The following is a 15,944-nucleotide window of genomic DNA, read 5'->3' as shown; positions in this document are numbered from 1 at the left end:
AAAATGGTTCAGCCATTAGGAGAAACTTTTAAATGAAAGAAAATAGGATTACTCGAAAGCATCTGGTTTATAGTCTGCTAACGGGTCTGCTGATCGGCGCGATCGCTGGCACACCGATCGGCTGGTTTACTCATCGCGCCTATGCTGAGCAACGTTTGGCTAAGAATTTAATTTGCCGAGAGCAACATCGAAATGAGCCTGTAGCGGTTGTGGAATCTATCTGCGGCTCAAGATTCTAAAGTTTTCTAATAATTGTCTTCGTGGGTGCGATCGCGCCCTTTTTTATTGCATCTAAAAGGATGCGATCGCCGTACAGGTAATTTTGCCAGATTTGGATTTTTGGGAAGGATGCGATCGCCTACAATAATCAGTTAACAGATTTATAGCGGTTCTCGGTTATGTGAGGTACATTCTCAAAACTGGAAAGCTTGATAATAGTGAATTTTTGCGTACCTCACTCCTGTAAAAAACGCTATACCTAAAGTTAATTATTATTAACCCCCCTTTTTAAGGGGGGCAGGGGGGATCAAATCTATATGGCTAGCGAGCAAAACCTCAATAAAACAGATTTTCATCTACCCTACAATCCACAACTTGTACCACGAGCAAAAGAACTCCGCCAAAACATGACGCAAGCCGAGAAAAAACTTTGGTACGGCTACTTGAAAACTTTTAAGTTTCGGGTTTTGAGGCAGAGACCAATTGGTAACTTTATTGTTGATTTTTACTGTGCTGAGTTGAAGTTAGTTATAGAAGTTGATGGAAATAGTCATTTTACAGAGGAAGGGCAAAATTATGACATGGAAAGAACACAAGTATTAGAAGGCTATGGGCTGAAAGTGATGAGATTTAATAATAGTGAAGTGCTGAGTAATTTGGAAGGTGTCTGTGGGCAGATAGAGGGGTTGATCCCCCCAACCCCCCTTAATAAGGGGGCTTAAGAGTCTAAGGAGTTGAGAGATCGAGCAATATTTTAGTAATCATACTTATTAATGTTGACTTATAAGCAAGCGCCAAGGGAATCTCTCAAAATAGCGATTGCATCTGGGATTAGCCTATTTGAAGAGAATGCAATTGCTTGAAACAGCTAACCTATACCAGATTCTCTAGATTGTAGTTTTCAAGTTCTATTCATTGCCAATTGCCCGAAGTAATGAACGAAAGTGAAAGTCTCAATCAATGTGTAATATAGCAATTCGTGTCTAAGTTGTAAAATTCTCTTTTTTCTTTCTGGCTTGCCCTGGGACGTCTGGAGTGGTTCGTTTTTGAACGAATCAAATAGGATTGCTATAATTAAACTATTACAGCTATATTGTTTTTTGGAGAATATTTAATGCAAGGTAGTAATAAAAATCACCCCCTAAGCGAAACTTATTTGAGGCAAGAACGTGAAAGAACCAATGTAAGCATTGAGATTGACGGGTATCCTAAAGATTCATGGGAAGCTCTAAAGTCTGTAGTTCTTCAAAGCTCTCCTTCTAACAATACAATATTTGAAGTTTTAGATAATAATAAGCAAGTAATAAAAGAATTTCCAAGCGCTCAAGCAGCCAGAGAATGGTTAAGTCAAAATAGATACATCAAAATAGATACATTTTAAAGTAGTGTATTAAGGTAGGAGGATGTTTGAAAAGTGCTTTTTTAGCGTTATCAGGTTAAATATCCTCTAAATCCCCTTTTTAGGGGGTATTTTAAATGTTTTACCCCTTTTTAAGGGGACTAGGATAGATATTTTTTCAAACATACTCTAACAATGGATACTTGCGAGAAATTGTTTTCAAGTATTGGGGTAATTTTTAGTTAAAGATTTAACATTTTTTACTAAGCTAAAACATCATAATTTACTGGCTTAACCAAGTTACCTAAGCAGTTTTTTATCGCCTCTTCCTCAAGCTTACCTTTTGCTCTAATTAATTGTTGCCAAGATGTCTACGATACTAACAAAGTGCGATCGCATTCTCCCCTTCACCACTGCAATGCGATCGCCTAATCTTCTTCTGAGTGCGATCGCTACGTTATCAACGAGTTAGGCAAATCGTCCAAACTCTTGTTAACTTTCGCCTTCTGGTTAAAACTAGCCCAGTATCGAAGAGCAACTGACCGCTTCAGTCTCCGATGTTTGGGTTCCAAGCTTCCGTACCAATCAGCAGCAAATCTTCCAGCGTCAGAGTACGATTCTCAGTTGGGTGTTCGGGTTTAAGAACGTCTAAGAGTATCCACAAAATATCAGGTGCTGGTTTATTCAGGTTTCCATTCTCGATTCTCGAAATGGCTGCAATGCTCACCCCAAGAACCTTAGGCAATGGCTCTCCCAACCCTTCATAGAAGCGAGCCTCATACTCCTTCGTCTGTTCGCTCAACTTGTGGACACTCAAGCCTTTCGCTTCCCGACAGGCTCGTAAGAAGTTGCCCATCTGCCGCAGCCCTTCATCCGTAAACCTTCGTCTCAACGACTCTCTCTTCCTTCTTACAGGTAAAACCGCTAGTAATCGCCTGTACTGCCTAAAACTAAGCTATCATGCCCTACTTTGCGACTATTAGTTTCAAGTTAGTAACTTGAATCGCTTTATGTTACAATATATAAGAAAGGTTAACCTTTTAACCTTCCAGTAATCCCCCAACAAAGTCATATTTCCAGCTCATAGCTGCCGGAAATTAAGCTGGATGAGTGCTGTTTGTGCGAACGACAAGGTTCGCACGCCTGTACCCATCTACCCAATCAAATATCTATGAACAAATCCAAAGCGACAGAAGCACTGCGGGTAGCGCCGGGAATTGCTGCTATCAAAGCAGCACTGAACCAAAGCGGCGATCGCATCTGCTTTCCTCCATAAACAGCCTATCTGGACTGTCTGGGTTACAGATAAAACAGATAAACACCAATATTAGCTGGCATTTCAGCGCACTCCCATTAACAGATGCGGACTGCACTCGCAAAAGAACGATAGCGATCGCCACACCCTCATCGCCATCATTCAAAGCATATTCATCAAAAAAACCCTAGGTATCATCGGGAAAGTTTTATGACCTACTTTAACCAGCTTCACCCTTGGTGCCTAATGCGTCGCGTACCCAAGTTGCAATCCTCGGTTGTTGCTCGTTTTCGCCGCCGCTGTGACGCAGAAGCCCATCAGCGAGTTCTCCAACGCCTGGGTCCAAGCGAAAGCTACAACATCGTTTTCGACGTGGCAGCAAAAGCTGCCGAAGTTACGACCTAAATAAAATCACCTTAAAAAAACTCTCATCATCACTTCAGTTGATGTAAGAGTTTTATTTTGCTAACAGGATAGAACGCCAGCGTTCTATCCTGTTTTTTCATTAGAGGATTAGCCAACCATCACCGAAGCAGAGTCGCGGCGGACAATTCACTTGATAATTCACTTGATAGAGTTCACGCAACACTCCTAGATACACTAGATACATTGGACGTTAATTTCGACAGAGCTGGATGCTTGAACCCTACAGCCTGCTCAACAACATCAGCAGCTCGCTTCACGCCGCCTGATTGACGGATAGCCTGTTGGAGCCGAAATGCATTATTTGAGTAAGAATCCTCCGTAAGCACTCGTTGAATCGCGCCTCGCAACTTAGAAATGCTCAGACCGTCTGAAGGAACCACCTCACCCGTACCTGTCCATTGGATTCGCGCTCCAGTCCCCGGTTGTTCATAGGTGATGGGGATAGCAACCAGAGGAACCCCGTGGCTGAGCGAATCGAGTACTGTGTTCAGTCCCCCGTGCGTGATGGTTAACCTTGCTTTAGAAATCAATTCCATCTGAGGGGCATACTCTACAACCAGCGGCGAACCGGGCATCCTTTCAACCGCTTCTACATTCATCCCACCTCCATAAGAGAGAACCAGTTGAACATCCAGTCCAACGCAGGCTTCTGCAATGCAGGAGAAAATTTCCTGTTTGGTACTCTGCACAGTCCCCAGCGAAGCGTAAATTAGGGGCTGTCCGGTCAACCGTTCATAGGGAAAGGGAATTGTTCGCGGTGACGCATTACGGAATGGCCCAGTGTAATAGAAGTTTTCTGGCAGGTTGGCGCAGGGAAAATCAAAAGCAGCAGGCTGTTGACTGATGTGGGCAAGTCGAGAACAGGAGAGACTGAAGCCTTGTTTCAGGGGCAACTTCCACGCTGCGCGATACTCATTTAGAGCTTTCTGAATCGGCTCGCTATTGCGATCTAATAGGTAATAAGCAGCTAGATTGCGAAGACGCGCCCACCAGGTATTCTGGTAGCTCCAGCCCATAAAAAAGGGGGGAACATCTGCCTGTCGGCGGATAGCTTGGGCGCAGCACACAGTAATAAAAGGGATATTGAGGGATTCAGCTACAACTTCACCGGCTGGTTCAAGCTGATCCACCAGCAGTGCTTCAATCCCCGCCGCTTGAATGGCATCGGGGGCATCTCGGCAGAACATTTCAGTCACCTGTTGGCACAAGGTGACTGAATAACGGAGCGACTCTAAGCGGCTCAATTGAGCGAGTTGCGCGAAGGACTCGGCAAGAAATCCAGGTCGATAAATCCCCTGCCCAATCGGATAAAAGTTTAGCCCTTCTGAGCGTACAGATGCCTCTAGATCCGGTATTTGCAGGAAAGTGACGCGATGACCGCGTTGTTGCAATTCTCGTCCCAACGCTGCCAAGGGGTTCAAATGACCTGAAAAAGGCGGGCAAATTACACCAAAGTGAGTCATGGGTCGGCTTAGATAGAGTTTTAACAATGAAGCGGTCTATTTAAAGCTCCTGCAAGCACGCCACGCCTAAGGCTCAGACCCTATCCTCATAAAGCGGAGGTAATCTTACTTATTAGCAAGCAATCCTGCTTCTTTTTAGGAAACCCACGGTATGAACGCACTTCTTTTAAGCCTTGTAAGCAAAGACAAGTTCCTGATATCTCTACTGAGGGTTTTGGTTTTAGGTCAGCGTTATCCAGTCAGGGAAAAATACAAAAAGTAATCAACATAAGTAAGCCTCAAGAGCAACCAGTCGGTTAACTGATGATGCTACTTAGGAGATTAAAATCATAAGACTGGGAGCTTCTAAACCAAAATCAATAACAGGAGCGCAGAACCGGATAAAATAGACCTATTGGTTTCGGGTATTAAAAAATTCAGAGAAATAATCCGTTGTTAGCCTGTTAGGAACTAAAGTACCTGCTACTAATTCACTTCTACTTCTAGCTAAAGAATGGTAGTCCTGTTAAGTTAAATTGTAACTTTAAACACCAAAATTATTTGTAAACAAAAATTTACTCAAACTTGTGTAATGTCGGCTTAAGAGGAAGGAATCTGCTCAATATGAATGGCGGCTTGCAAAGTTAACTTACCTGCCACTACATCAATGTGCTGAAATTGCCGTGACATCCCTTTTTTGTCAAAGTCACGCAGGCTTAAAACTTCGCTTACTTGTGCGACCAAAACATCTGTTAGTTGTGGTGGGAGTTCCTTCCCCTCTAAATAATTCACATCTTGGAGGACAATTTCTTGCCCATCAGCTCCAATAAGAGGTGTAGCTGTGAAGGCAAGTTGCTGAACTTGTCCAGTTTTATCCAGAATTAGCTCGGACTTCAAAGCTATATTGCCGTCTGCTAGTAGAGAAAAGTTTACTTTTCGGATATGAATTGATAGTTTTCTATTCTCAATAAAAATTTTGCTTTGGTGCAGATGTTTCTGAAAAGATTCAGAATTGAAGGCATGGGTAAGATTCTCTTCACTGATAACAACGCGAAGTGTTCCTTGGGAAGGCTTGGTTAATTTGATTTTGCCGATTAGGGCAAGGCGAGGTTTTACACTAATCCGATTAATTTCTATTTTTAATTCTTCCGAGGGCAAAAACTTTTGTATAATTAGACCATTGATATTAATAGCGATAAAATCAACTTCACCACGGGAAAGTTTGCTTAGATCCGTCTTGATCTGAACTTTTAATTCTTCTACTATTCCCAGTTGGCTTGCTAGCGCCATCTCTGCTAGCTTGTTAAGCGTTTGTTCTCCCAATCCAGCTTTATCTTGAGTCACGCTACTTCTCCTATTGCCCTATCACTGCTCAATCTAGGCAATTTGCTTAAAAGAGTGTATCTACCTGATGACAGAAGCAATGCTAGGGCTACAGTTTTAGCTATTGAATAAGCTGATAAAGTGGTGATGATGGGGTTATTTAAACCTTTCAGAAATTCATCTGAATTGTAGATTCTTAAAGCAGTACCATTTTAGAAATCAGGTCTTTTTGTGAACCTCCTGTGCTGTCAAAACCTGTGATGACAACAAGCGTGGAAAGCCCCCGATCTGCTGGAATGCGGAGCTTTCCACTGCTGACAAAATCATCCTGGGAAGGTACTTTGTCATCAACACGCGATCGCGATTGTGCTAATTGTGCTAAGAAACCTCCGCTTTTTTGAGTGTAAAAATATACACTCAGGCGGTTCAGCCTCCAGACAGACGAGAGACAGCGTTTGTCGCTTTAAAGTAGCGGAGGTAATTGATAGCTTTGCGAGGCATCGTGCGTTCGATGAAGGTGTTGCCGAAGGTACCGCGCCCATTTTTCCTGCTAGCTTTAGTGGTTGTTGTCATCAGCTTTTTGGCTTTTCAAATTGAGCTAGCGATTCCCGCAACACCTAGCCGCTACAACACCTTGACACCCCTCACGAAGCTTGCACCGCAGGAGATCGGTTCCTATGATGTGTTGGGATATGCGATCGCCAAAGACGAAGCCCAAAGTCTGCTGCAAACGGAGGAAGGGCGCAAGCAACTTTCACTGGAGAATGGGGCAGTTGCGGTTACTGAGGACTTAGTTAACCTGGGACGCAAAGCTTTTTACTCAGAAACTTTTAAAGATCAGGTATTTCAGACCGATGTTGTCGGGGCGCTGAATGGGCCAATCAACCTGGTAACGATGACGAAAGCCATCGCGCGGCTGGGAGGGAAACATACCACCAACCTCCAGATTCCCATCGATAAAGATGTCACCATCGGCGGCAGAACTTTTACCGCCGGAACCTTGCTGAACACCGGCATGGACGTGCCTGCTGGTTCAATTCTGCCCTTGGGAATGCGTACCAGCATTGAGAAGGGTAAGGTTCGAGTCGGCATCACCTGCGCCTTGTGTCATGCAGCAATCGATAGCAGAAGTGGGCGCGTTATCGAAGGTGCGCCGAACAACGATGTCGATCCCGGCTTAGTCTTGGCAATGGCTACGAACTCCGCCGCCATGTTTCGCCAGACGGGTGTGAATCCCACTAAACTTCCCTTAGGCGATCGCACTTACATCAACGCTGATGGGCAAATCGCCCGTCTCCCAGATGTTCAAGCCGTAGAAGATGCCGTCGATGCCGATTTGCTCAGTTGGCCTCCAGGGAACTTTGATTCTACCGGCAACATGGTCAACAATCCCTCCCAGAATCCTTCCTCCTATACCCACAAAGCTTGGCCCTACGGCTGGAGTGGAAACGCTGCCATTGGCTGGTTTCACGGACTGACTACCCTCAACAGCAACGTTCACGGCACCAATTCCGACGCGACAACCGGGGCTGATTCCAGCCAAGCGTTACTAAATATTGACAAAGAGACCTATTTGGGAATTATTTTTCAAAATTCAGCCAGTAAAGCTTTACGGTTGCCAGAAGGCGCAAAACCATCAGAATTCTTTGAAAAAATCGATCCCACACCAGGGCAACCGGCAATGAACCAGGTGATTAAGATGCCTGGATACCCGAAAGGTTCGCCTTTTATTTTGGATGGGTTGATGGCAAACTCACCCGGATTCCCGGTCGGCGAACAACTTAACGGAATGTCAGCTTTTCAGAATAGCTTGGCACCGCCACCCGCTCAAACTGCTAGTACAGACACCCTGAAGCGGGGTGTAGCCATCTTCTCAAAAGCTGGTTGCGTTGAGTGTCATAGGGGACGCTACTTCACCAACCATGAAGTAATTGCAGCAAATGAGATTGGAACTCAGCCCTCACGGGGTCCGGCGCAAGCACCCTTTGCCCGCATCTTGATAGAACCCCAAACTTATCCTAGTAACGTCCCAGTCCCCTTGCCGCCCGATCCGCCGGTGCTGTCAGTGCCGACTGATATCACGCCACAGCGATCGCTAGAATTAGCCTTTGCCATCAGCAACCCAGCCGGTGGTTACAAGGTACCTAGCTTAATTGGACTTGCCGTAACCGCACCTTATCTCCATGATGGCGGTGTGGCAGCTAGTTCCGAAGCACTGAAGCGAGATAAAGACGGCTTTAAAGTCGCCGATCCCAATCAACTAGGCATGGCAGGTACGTTGCTTAACAATATCCAGCCCGATCCCAGCGCAAGTTTGCGAGTGCTGCTGGATCGCAACCTGCGTGAAACAACGGTAGCCGTTAACCGGGCAAATTCTGACTTACAACAGTCGAATGTAGACGGCAGCGGACACGCTTATTGGGTAGACACCGAGGCAGGTTTCACTTCCCAAGATCAGACCGATATCATTCAATTCCTCCTCTCGTTGGATGATGACCCGGAAGTGCTGCCAGCAGTAGCCTCAAATTAGCGATCGCGTTTTTTCTTCGCCCCGATGCAGGGGGTTGAAGGAATCAAAGCAGAGAAAATCCCGCTTTAAAAAGGGGGACAAATACAACCAAAATCCAAAGGTAATACAACCATGACAGTGCAAGGCGTAATTTTAGATATCGATGGTACCCTGGTTCTGAGCAATGATGCCCATGCCCAAGCTTGGGTTGAGGGATTTGCAACGTATGGTTATGACGTACCCTTTGAGAAAGTTCGACCGCTGATTGGGATGGGTGGCGATCACGTCATCCCAGCAATGGTGCCGGAATTAAATGACGAAGACGGAGATGGGAAAGCCGTTTCTCAGAAGCGTCGAGAACTAATGGTCAACCGCTTTGCACCAACACTGTCTCCTACAGACGGCGCAAGAGACCTGATCTTGAAAATGCAGGAGGCTGGATTAAAGCTGATTATCGCTACCTCTGCATCAAGTCAAGAACTCTCCCCGTTGCTGAAAGCCGCACAAGTTGACGATCTACTGGATGAAGCGACAACTTCTAGCGATGCCGATGCCTCTAAACCAGCACCAGACATCGTGGAAGCAGCATTGAAGAAGATGCAAATGGAACCCAATCAAGTAGTGATGATTGCCGATACTCCCTACGATATTGAATCTGCAAATAAAGCTGGTGTGGGTGTAATTGCGGTGCGTTCTGGTGGCTTTGACGATAATCAACTCAAGGGTGCGATCGCTATCTACGATCACCCCGCCGATCTATTAGCCAATTATGACAATTCTCCCTTGATCTAAACACGGTAAGGTCTGTTTTTTTTCAACTCCCTACATTTAGTGAAAAGGCAGTAACGAATTCCGTTACTGCCTTTTTACTTGCTTTTTTACGATTGTGTGCAACTTCTAGTTGCTAACAGCTTTAGCTTACCAGCCGCTACTTTCCTGGTCTGCCGGATCGCCGTAAGGATCTTCGCTTGCGGGACGAACATCTCCGAACTGCCCTTGGTAATCTGCTGGATCGCCGTAGGGATCTTCGCTTGCAGGACGGACATCTCCAAACTGCCCTTGTCCGAACTGCCCTTGGTAGTCTGCCGGATCGCCGTAGGGATCTTCGCTGGCGGGACGAACATCGCCATACTGCCCATAATTTCCTGGATCGCCGTAGGGATCTTCGCTAGCGGGACGGACATCGCCATACTGCCCTTGGTAGCCAGGATCGCCAAAGGGATCTTCACTCGCGGGGCGGACATCGCCATACTGCCCATAATTTCCTGGATCGCCAAAGGGATCTTCACTCGCGGGGCGGACTTCCCGATCGTCGTAGTTGGTCGCGTCTTGGTCGTTACCAAGCAAGGCATCCTGCATCTTTCTGATAAACCCATCTACCATGATTTGTCTCCTTTTTCAATTGCTATGTGAAACGGCTATGTAGAGGGTACAGATTGATTCCTCATTGCCGTTGTGGATCTTGGCGTTTTTATGGCTGGTCGGGCGATCGCATATCTGCAACCCAGAGATAGCAGCGCTTACTGTGCGCTTACTGTGCAGGAATCGGGGCATTCGCTTCAGCCAATCCTCTCAGGTCGCGCCCTGTGGGTCTGTTGTTATAGCCCTGGAAGTCACGATACTGCCGTGCCTCCTCTTCCGAAACTTGAATTCCTCCGGGTGGCGGCGTTACCCAGTGAGGCCGATTTTGGGCATCCCGGTAGTAGACACGACCGTTCTTAGAAAGGTAGTATTTCCCCTGCGCCCCCTGCTGTTGCTTGTTCTTATTCTTGTTGTAAAGATAGTAAAGTGCCGCCGCTCCCGCCAAAGTGATTGCCACTTTCTGACCCGTTGATAATCCTTTCTTGGCTTGGGGTTGGTTGGTGGGGGGAGGATTTGTCACTGTTCCACCCCGCGTATCGTCAACAGGTGGCGGTGGAGTGTTAGTCTGCGACTCACCGCAAGCATTTAAAAACGGAACCATTAGTAACGCTGAAAGCAGCAGCGCCATTGGGCGTAAAAATCTTTGACGCTGTGGGGCTATTGTATTCATCAATTTCCTGTTCTCCCTCCGTTACAGGATGTCTTGTTATGACGCACTCATGAGGAAAACTTGCACTATTCCAAAAACACTTTTTTCTTCAATAAATTTCCAACAACAAGTTTAGAAATTGAGTATTTACCGCTGACCGACAACAGCACAAGTCAGTGTTTTTGTTTCCACCCAATCATGAGGCAAGTTAAGAATAATTCCCTACAGCTCTAGATAGAATTTTGAGAAAAGGCTTCATCCAAGAGGAATAGACCCGACAGCCATTTACCAACTCGGTCAGCTTCGGAAGAAAGGAGAAATACACAAAAATTAACCCTACGTATTGCTTATAAGCATTGCTTATAAAGATAGGGTTTGCCTGTTTTTATGGGCTTTCTAAAATTATTCTTTCTTAAGGTGATAATCGCTCAATTACCCAGTTGCCATCGTCACCACGTCGATAGTGCAAGCGATCGTGCAGCCGACTCGGACGCCCCTGCCAAAACTCAATTGTTGTAGGAATGACTCGAAAGCCTCCCCAATGGGGCGGTCGAGGAATTTCCCGATTTTCATATTGCTCTTTGAGTTCCTGCAAGCGTTGCTCAAGTACCTCGCGGTTTTCAATGACTTGGCTTTGCCGCGAAGCCCAAGCCCCCAATTGGCTTAAGAGCGGACGGCTGTGAAAATAAGCTTCTGATTCAGCATCTGAAACCTTCTCCACTTGCCCCTCAATCCGCACTTGGCGTTCCAGTTCCGCCCACCAGAAGACTAAGGACGCCCACGGATTGACGAGGAGTTGTTGTGCTTTTTGACTTTCGTAGTTCGTGTAGAATACGAAGCCTTGTTCGTCGAAGTCTTTGAGTAGAACCATTCTGGCGCTAGGTTTGCCATCAGCCCCAACAGTCGCAACAGTCATGGCATTGGGTTCGAGAAGCTCAGCTGCCCGTGCTTGGTCAAACCAAGTTTTAAATTGTTGAAAGGGATTGGGGTCGCTATCCGCTTTGCTCAGTCCAAATCGGGTGTAATTTTTACGCAGATCGGCTACGCTTGTATCCATCTTTATATTTTTTCAATCCCTAATTTAAGTATTTTAAAGTCTTGCTTGACCCCAGTTTTCATACATCCTACAAAAAAATTTATCGCTTGCGGCTATATTCATAGACTTTAGACTTTAGACTGGCTATGGGTTAGAGTGTAAAGTCTAGCCAGTCGTTCTACGAGTACCCAGGGAGCCACTGCTACAGGTTGTGAGTGCGATGCGCCGTTCAGCCAATCTTCAACGCCTGCTGATTCTCGGTTTGACCGGCCCGATTGTGGCTTTAAATATCTGGGTTCTGTCCCAGATATTTCGCTATTTTGAGCATTTAATTACCATCCTCACCATTTCGGCAATTCTGGCTTTTTTACTCAATTACCCGGTGCGGGTGTTAGAGCGGATTCGCTTCAAGCGGACACAGGCGGTAATTCTCGTTTTGGTGGTAACTTTAGCGGTGCTTGTCATTTTGGGCGTGACTCTTGTCCCGATATTGGTAGATCAAACGACTCAACTGTTCAAAAATATTCCAGATTGGTTAGAGGCAAGCAATCAAAATTTAGATCAGTTGGACGCCTGGACAAAAACTCGTCGTTTGCCTTTGGATCTCAAAGGGTTTAGCCGTCGCGTCAGTTTTCGGATCGAAAACCAAGCGCAGGCTCTAGCAAGTCAGGCGTTTGGCGTGGCGCTAGGGACGTTGACCGGATTAATCGATGTCGTGTTTGTGGTGGTGCTGGCGTTTTATATGTTGCTGTATGGCGATCGCTTGTGGAAGGGTTTGTTTAATCTCCTTCCGTCTCAGATCGGTCTGCCGTTGAGCGAATCCCTGCGGCTAAACTTTCAGAATTTTTTCATTACGCAAGTCCTCCTAGGACTGTTTATGATGGCAACGCTGACGCCAATCTTTTTGACTCTGAACCTGCCGTTTGCGCTCTTGTTTGGTTTGTTAATTGGGGTTGCCGAACTCATTCCCTTTATCGGTGCCACCTTGGGGATTGGGATGGTGACGCTTTTGGTGATGCTGCAAGATTTTTGGTTAGCCGTTTGGGTCGCGATCGCATCGATTTTCATGCAGCAGATCAAAGATAACGTCCTTGCTCCTAAGTTAATGGGCGATTTCACCGGACTTAATCCAATCTGGATCTTTATCGCTTTATTGATCGGAGGTCAGATAGCTGGACTGTTGGGAGTTCTCGTGTCCGTGCCCCTCGCGGGTACGATTAAGGACACTATCGATACCCTCCGCCTTTTGCGTCAGCCTTCAGTTGTGACGACAGAGACGGTTTCCCGAAACCCTAATGGCAGCTGAAGGATTATCAGAATAAATACCGCCCTAAAAGCTATACCTACTACAAACCAAGCGAGGATGCGCTGGCACACTCAAAAAAGATTCTGCACGATCCCCAATATTGGTTTGTCTGTGTCATTTCAAGACTTTTATTTCTGTTCTCTGAAGAGAAATCGGCTTCTACTTATCATACGAAATAAGCGCGATCGCTCTTGCACTCAGACAACATTAACAGGTACCCCTTTTGGGTTCAAGATTTTCTCAAAACTGGCGAGTGTATGCACTTGGCGTAGACGTAGAGTAGGATAGGTGAGACTCAAATCCTTCTCATCCTTAAATAGCGAATTCATCTCTTTCTTCCTTGTAAAATTGGCAAGGGATCTGCATTGTTTAGGAGTTAATTGATGCGACAGATTAATTTTTTGCTGATCTTCGCGGTGTTACTAGCGCTAGTTTTATTCAGCTTAGAAAATACCGAACCTGCCGCCATTCAAATTGTTCAAGGTGTCGAAGTGCAAGCGCCCTTGTGTATTGAACTGATTCTGGCGATGGGTCTTGGAGCTGTCTTGGCGTGGATTTTTAGTATCTGGGCGCGGTTGCTGCGAAGTCTAGAATCTGGAAAACAATTGCGTCAGATGCGTGCCAAAGACGAGCGCATCCAAGAATTAGAGGAAAATATTGAACACTACAAGGCAGAAATTGAAGAGAGACAAAGTCTGCCCTTAAACGCGACCCTCCAGACTGAAAACACAGAGGTAGTTGGAGGGAAGCTAGCAAGTCTCGCGGCAGCAAAAGAACAGGAATCCCTTGCCTAATCAATTTAGCTTCATTTGAGCTTGAGTTTATGCCGATGACCATTGGCCCAGCCCAGGAAGCGATCGCCCTTTTAATCGATTTGGCTCAGCGGGGAGAAATCGACCCTTGGGATGTCCAAGTGATTGAGGCGATCGATCGATGTTTATTGGAATTGGAGAAAGCTGGGGAGAAGCTCTCTGGCACATTTGAAGTAGAGCTGTCCCAATCCGGGCAGGCGTTTCTGTATGCGTCCATGCTGGTATTGCTCAAGGCGGATACCCTGTTTTCGCAATCGCTCCCAGACAATCTCGAACCCACTGAGGACGAGCTGGACGACACCGCCGCCGATCCCAGACAATTGCCAACGCGGTTGGAGCGCCATTTGCGACGCCGAGGGACAGCAATGCCTCCCCAAACTCGTCGTGTAACCCTACACGAATTAATCGAACAGCTACAGCAAATAGCCACGGTACTGGAAGAAAAACCTGCTGGCCCAAACGCGATTAAAGACCCAAGTTACCGTTCCCAGTCTCGTTCCCAAACCGCCCGCGCGATCGCTGCCCTCGCTCACCAAGAAAATCTGACCGAAACCGCAGCTCACCTAGATCGGTTTTTGAGCAGTCATTGGCCCCAAATGTCCCCCGGTCAGGATTGGCTGGAATTAGACCAGCTGTTAGAGTTATGGGCAGGGGTAAAACAACGGTCAGCACCGTTAAACGCGCATCAATTGCCTGAAGAGGTGGAGACTGCGCCGAAACACAATGACCGAGTGGGAGTTTTTTGGGCGCTGTTACTCCTGTCTGCTCAGTCTAAGGTAGAGTTAGCCCAAGAGGAGTTCTACCAAGACCTAAAAATCCGAACGCTGTAGCGATGATTCTGTACTGTAACAGGGGCGCATTCAGTTCCTGCCGGTATGTTGATTAAACGCTAGGGTGAGAAACATCTAGAATATCGACAAGGTCAATCGACTAAAATATTTGACCAGCCATCCCTTGCCTCCAGTGAAGGGATGGGATACAGCTAAATTGCACGAAAACAAAGTGGCCTAGGTTGAGGAAAAAATATTCATGAAAGCCATGATTCTGGCGGCTGGTAAAGGTACCCGCGTTCGTCCGATTACCTACACCATTCCCAAACCTTTAATTCCCATTCTGCAAAAACCAGTGATGGAGTTCTTGGTGGAACTACTCAGGCAGCATGGGTTTGACCAGATCATGGTCAATGTCAGCCACCTGGCTAACGAAATTGAAAGCTATTTCCGGGATGGTCAGCGTTTTGGGGTGCAAATTGGCTATTCCTTTGAAGGACGGATTGAAGAAAATGGCGACTTGATCGGCGAAGCGGTCGGTTCTGCTGGCGGGATGCGTCGCATCCAAGATTTTTCTCCGTTTTTTGATGACACCTTTGTGGTGCTGTGCGGAGATGCGTTGATCGATTTGGATCTGACCGCAGCGGTGAAGTGGCACAAAGAAAAAGGCTCGATCGCGACGATTGTGATGAAATCAGTGCCACAGAATGAGGTTTCCAGTTATGGAGTCGTCGTCACCGATGAAGAGGGACGAATTAAAGCCTTCCAAGAAAAACCATCAGTGGAGGAAGCGCTCAGTACCAATATCAATACCGGGATTTATATTTTCGAGCCAGAAATCTTAAATTACATCCCTTCTGGCGAGGAGTACGATATCGGGGGTCAGTTATTCCCCAAACTGGTAGAAATGGGTGCGCCTTTCTACGGAATCCCGATGGACTTCCAGTGGGTGGATATTGGCAAAGTGCCAGACTACTGGCAGGCAATTCGCAGCGTGTTACTGGGAGAAGTCAAAAATGTGGCAATTCCCGGACAGAAAGTGGCTCCCGGTATTTATACCGGATTAAATGTAGCGGTGAACTGGGACAAGGTTGACATCACAGGCCCAGTCTACATTGGTGCCATGACACGCATTGAAGATGGAGCCAAGATTGTCGGTCCCACCTACATCGGACCCAATTGCTGGGTGTGCAGCGGTGCCAAGGTGGAAAATAGCGTGATTTTTGAATACTCCCGCCTAGGCCCAGGAGTGCGCTTAGTCGATAAGCTGGTGTTCGGACGTTACTGCGTGGATAAGACAGGTGCCACGATTGATGTCCAAGCAGCAGCCCTCGATTGGCTGATTAACGATGCTCGTCAAGTTCTGCCCTCTAATCCGCCAGCAGAACGGCAAGCGATCGCCGATCTGCTGGGGATGGAAGCGATTTAAATCATCGGTCAGCGATCATTGGGAAATGGGTAGTGGGTCACAAGTGGATTCTCTACCCATTTCTCAT

At 46.6% G+C, this 15,944-nt stretch carries 17 protein-coding genes; 10 read left to right on the top strand and 7 right to left on the bottom strand.

Features of this window, described 5'->3' with window-relative positions; all coding sequences use genetic code 11:
• Positions 1 to 32: 32 nt before the first annotated feature.
• The 3 genes from NC997_RS18365 to NC997_RS18355 all read left to right on the top strand — a co-directional run bounded on the left by NC997_RS18365 (position 33) and on the right by NC997_RS18355 (position 1,600).
• On the top strand, positions 33 to 239 hold the full coding sequence (locus tag NC997_RS18365) for a hypothetical protein (protein ID WP_190413078.1): 207 nt from the start codon (positions 33 to 35) through the stop codon (positions 237 to 239).
• Between the two features lie 297 nt (positions 240 to 536).
• Positions 537 to 941 (top strand): endonuclease domain-containing protein, encoded by a 405-nt coding sequence (locus NC997_RS18360; protein ID WP_190525862.1) that lies wholly within the window; start codon positions 537 to 539, stop codon positions 939 to 941.
• 392 nt (positions 942 to 1,333) lie between these two features.
• The gene (locus NC997_RS18355) at positions 1,334 to 1,600 is read left to right on the top strand and encodes a hypothetical protein (protein WP_190438627.1); all 267 of its coding nucleotides are present in this window, start codon (positions 1,334 to 1,336) and stop codon (positions 1,598 to 1,600) included.
• Between the two features lie 505 nt (positions 1,601 to 2,105).
• On the opposite strand, the gene NC997_RS18350 is transcribed toward NC997_RS18355, so the two are convergent.
• Positions 2,106 to 2,450: a helix-turn-helix transcriptional regulator gene (locus tag NC997_RS18350; protein ID WP_190438630.1), complete on the bottom strand. Its 345-nt coding sequence runs from the start codon at positions 2,448 to 2,450 to the stop codon at positions 2,106 to 2,108.
• A gap of 573 nt (positions 2,451 to 3,023) precedes the next feature.
• Here NC997_RS18350 and NC997_RS18345 point away from each other — a divergent pair.
• Positions 3,024 to 3,218 carry a hypothetical protein gene (locus tag NC997_RS18345; RefSeq protein WP_190428159.1) on the top strand — a complete coding sequence of 65 codons (195 nt, stop codon included), beginning with the start codon at positions 3,024 to 3,026 and terminating at the stop codon, positions 3,216 to 3,218.
• A gap of 173 nt (positions 3,219 to 3,391) precedes the next feature.
• Here NC997_RS18345 and NC997_RS18340 read toward each other — a convergent pair whose 3' ends face one another.
• Together NC997_RS18340 and NC997_RS18335 are read right to left on the bottom strand one after the other, a co-directional pair.
• A complete protein-coding gene (locus NC997_RS18340; RefSeq protein WP_190525860.1) occupies positions 3,392 to 4,702 on the bottom strand; it encodes a nucleotide disphospho-sugar-binding domain-containing protein in 1,311 nt (436 codons plus the stop codon).
• Positions 4,703 to 5,281: 579 nt separating this feature from the next.
• Positions 5,282 to 6,025, bottom strand: a complete 744-nt coding sequence (locus NC997_RS18335) for a DUF2993 domain-containing protein (RefSeq protein ID WP_190525858.1) — start codon at positions 6,023 to 6,025, stop codon at positions 5,282 to 5,284.
• Between the two features lie 490 nt (positions 6,026 to 6,515).
• On the opposite strand from NC997_RS18335, the gene NC997_RS18330 reads away from it, so the two are divergent.
• Both NC997_RS18330 and NC997_RS18325 read left to right on the top strand, forming a co-directional pair.
• Complete coding sequence (locus tag NC997_RS18330; RefSeq protein WP_190525926.1) at positions 6,516 to 8,534, top strand: hypothetical protein; 2,019 nt, start codon at positions 6,516 to 6,518, stop codon at positions 8,532 to 8,534.
• 111 nt (positions 8,535 to 8,645) lie between these two features.
• On the top strand, positions 8,646 to 9,305 hold the full coding sequence (locus tag NC997_RS18325) for an HAD family hydrolase (protein ID WP_190438643.1): 660 nt from the start codon (positions 8,646 to 8,648) through the stop codon (positions 9,303 to 9,305).
• Between the two features lie 126 nt (positions 9,306 to 9,431).
• Here NC997_RS18325 and NC997_RS18320 read toward each other — a convergent pair whose 3' ends face one another.
• From NC997_RS18320 to pdxH, 3 genes are all read right to left on the bottom strand, one after another.
• Positions 9,432 to 9,896, bottom strand: a complete 465-nt coding sequence (locus NC997_RS18320) for a translation initiation factor (RefSeq protein ID WP_190525856.1) — start codon at positions 9,894 to 9,896, stop codon at positions 9,432 to 9,434.
• Between the two features lie 148 nt (positions 9,897 to 10,044).
• The gene (locus NC997_RS18315; protein WP_190413087.1) at positions 10,045 to 10,545 is read right to left on the bottom strand and encodes a hypothetical protein; all 501 of its coding nucleotides are present in this window, start codon (positions 10,543 to 10,545) and stop codon (positions 10,045 to 10,047) included.
• Positions 10,546 to 10,936: 391 nt separating this feature from the next.
• Positions 10,937 to 11,581, bottom strand: a complete 645-nt coding sequence (gene pdxH, locus NC997_RS18310; RefSeq protein ID WP_190413088.1) for a pyridoxamine 5'-phosphate oxidase — start codon at positions 11,579 to 11,581, stop codon at positions 10,937 to 10,939.
• Between the two features lie 199 nt (positions 11,582 to 11,780).
• Here pdxH and NC997_RS18305 point away from each other — a divergent pair, with 199 nt between their 5' ends.
• Positions 11,781 to 12,866, top strand: a complete 1,086-nt coding sequence (locus tag NC997_RS18305; protein WP_190525924.1) for an AI-2E family transporter — start codon at positions 11,781 to 11,783, stop codon at positions 12,864 to 12,866.
• A gap of 197 nt (positions 12,867 to 13,063) precedes the next feature.
• Here the strand turns inward: NC997_RS18305 and NC997_RS18300 are convergent, their stop codons facing one another.
• Positions 13,064 to 13,195, bottom strand: coding sequence for a hypothetical protein (locus NC997_RS18300; RefSeq protein ID WP_277878341.1), 132 nt, complete (start codon positions 13,193 to 13,195; stop codon positions 13,064 to 13,066).
• A 54-nt stretch (positions 13,196 to 13,249) separates the two neighbouring features.
• On the opposite strand from NC997_RS18300, the gene NC997_RS18295 reads away from it, so the two are divergent.
• The 3 genes from NC997_RS18295 (at position 13,250) to NC997_RS18285 (ending at position 15,877) form a co-directional block, all read left to right on the top strand.
• Positions 13,250 to 13,660, top strand: a complete 411-nt coding sequence (locus NC997_RS18295) for a LapA family protein (RefSeq protein ID WP_190413090.1) — start codon at positions 13,250 to 13,252, stop codon at positions 13,658 to 13,660.
• A 29-nt stretch (positions 13,661 to 13,689) separates the two neighbouring features.
• Positions 13,690 to 14,508, top strand: a complete 819-nt coding sequence (locus NC997_RS18290; protein WP_339380694.1) for a ScpA family protein — start codon at positions 13,690 to 13,692, stop codon at positions 14,506 to 14,508.
• Between the two features lie 199 nt (positions 14,509 to 14,707).
• On the top strand, positions 14,708 to 15,877 hold the full coding sequence (locus NC997_RS18285; RefSeq protein ID WP_190413091.1) for an NDP-sugar synthase: 1,170 nt from the start codon (positions 14,708 to 14,710) through the stop codon (positions 15,875 to 15,877).
• The last annotated feature ends 67 nt before the right edge of the window (positions 15,878 to 15,944 follow it).

The sequence above is a fragment of the Trichocoleus sp. DQ-A2 genome (genome assembly GCF_039961915.1).
Taxonomy (GTDB): domain Bacteria; phylum Cyanobacteriota; class Cyanobacteriia; order Cyanobacteriales; family FACHB-T130; genus FACHB-T130.
This window is presented reverse-complemented; position numbering and strand designations above follow the sequence as displayed.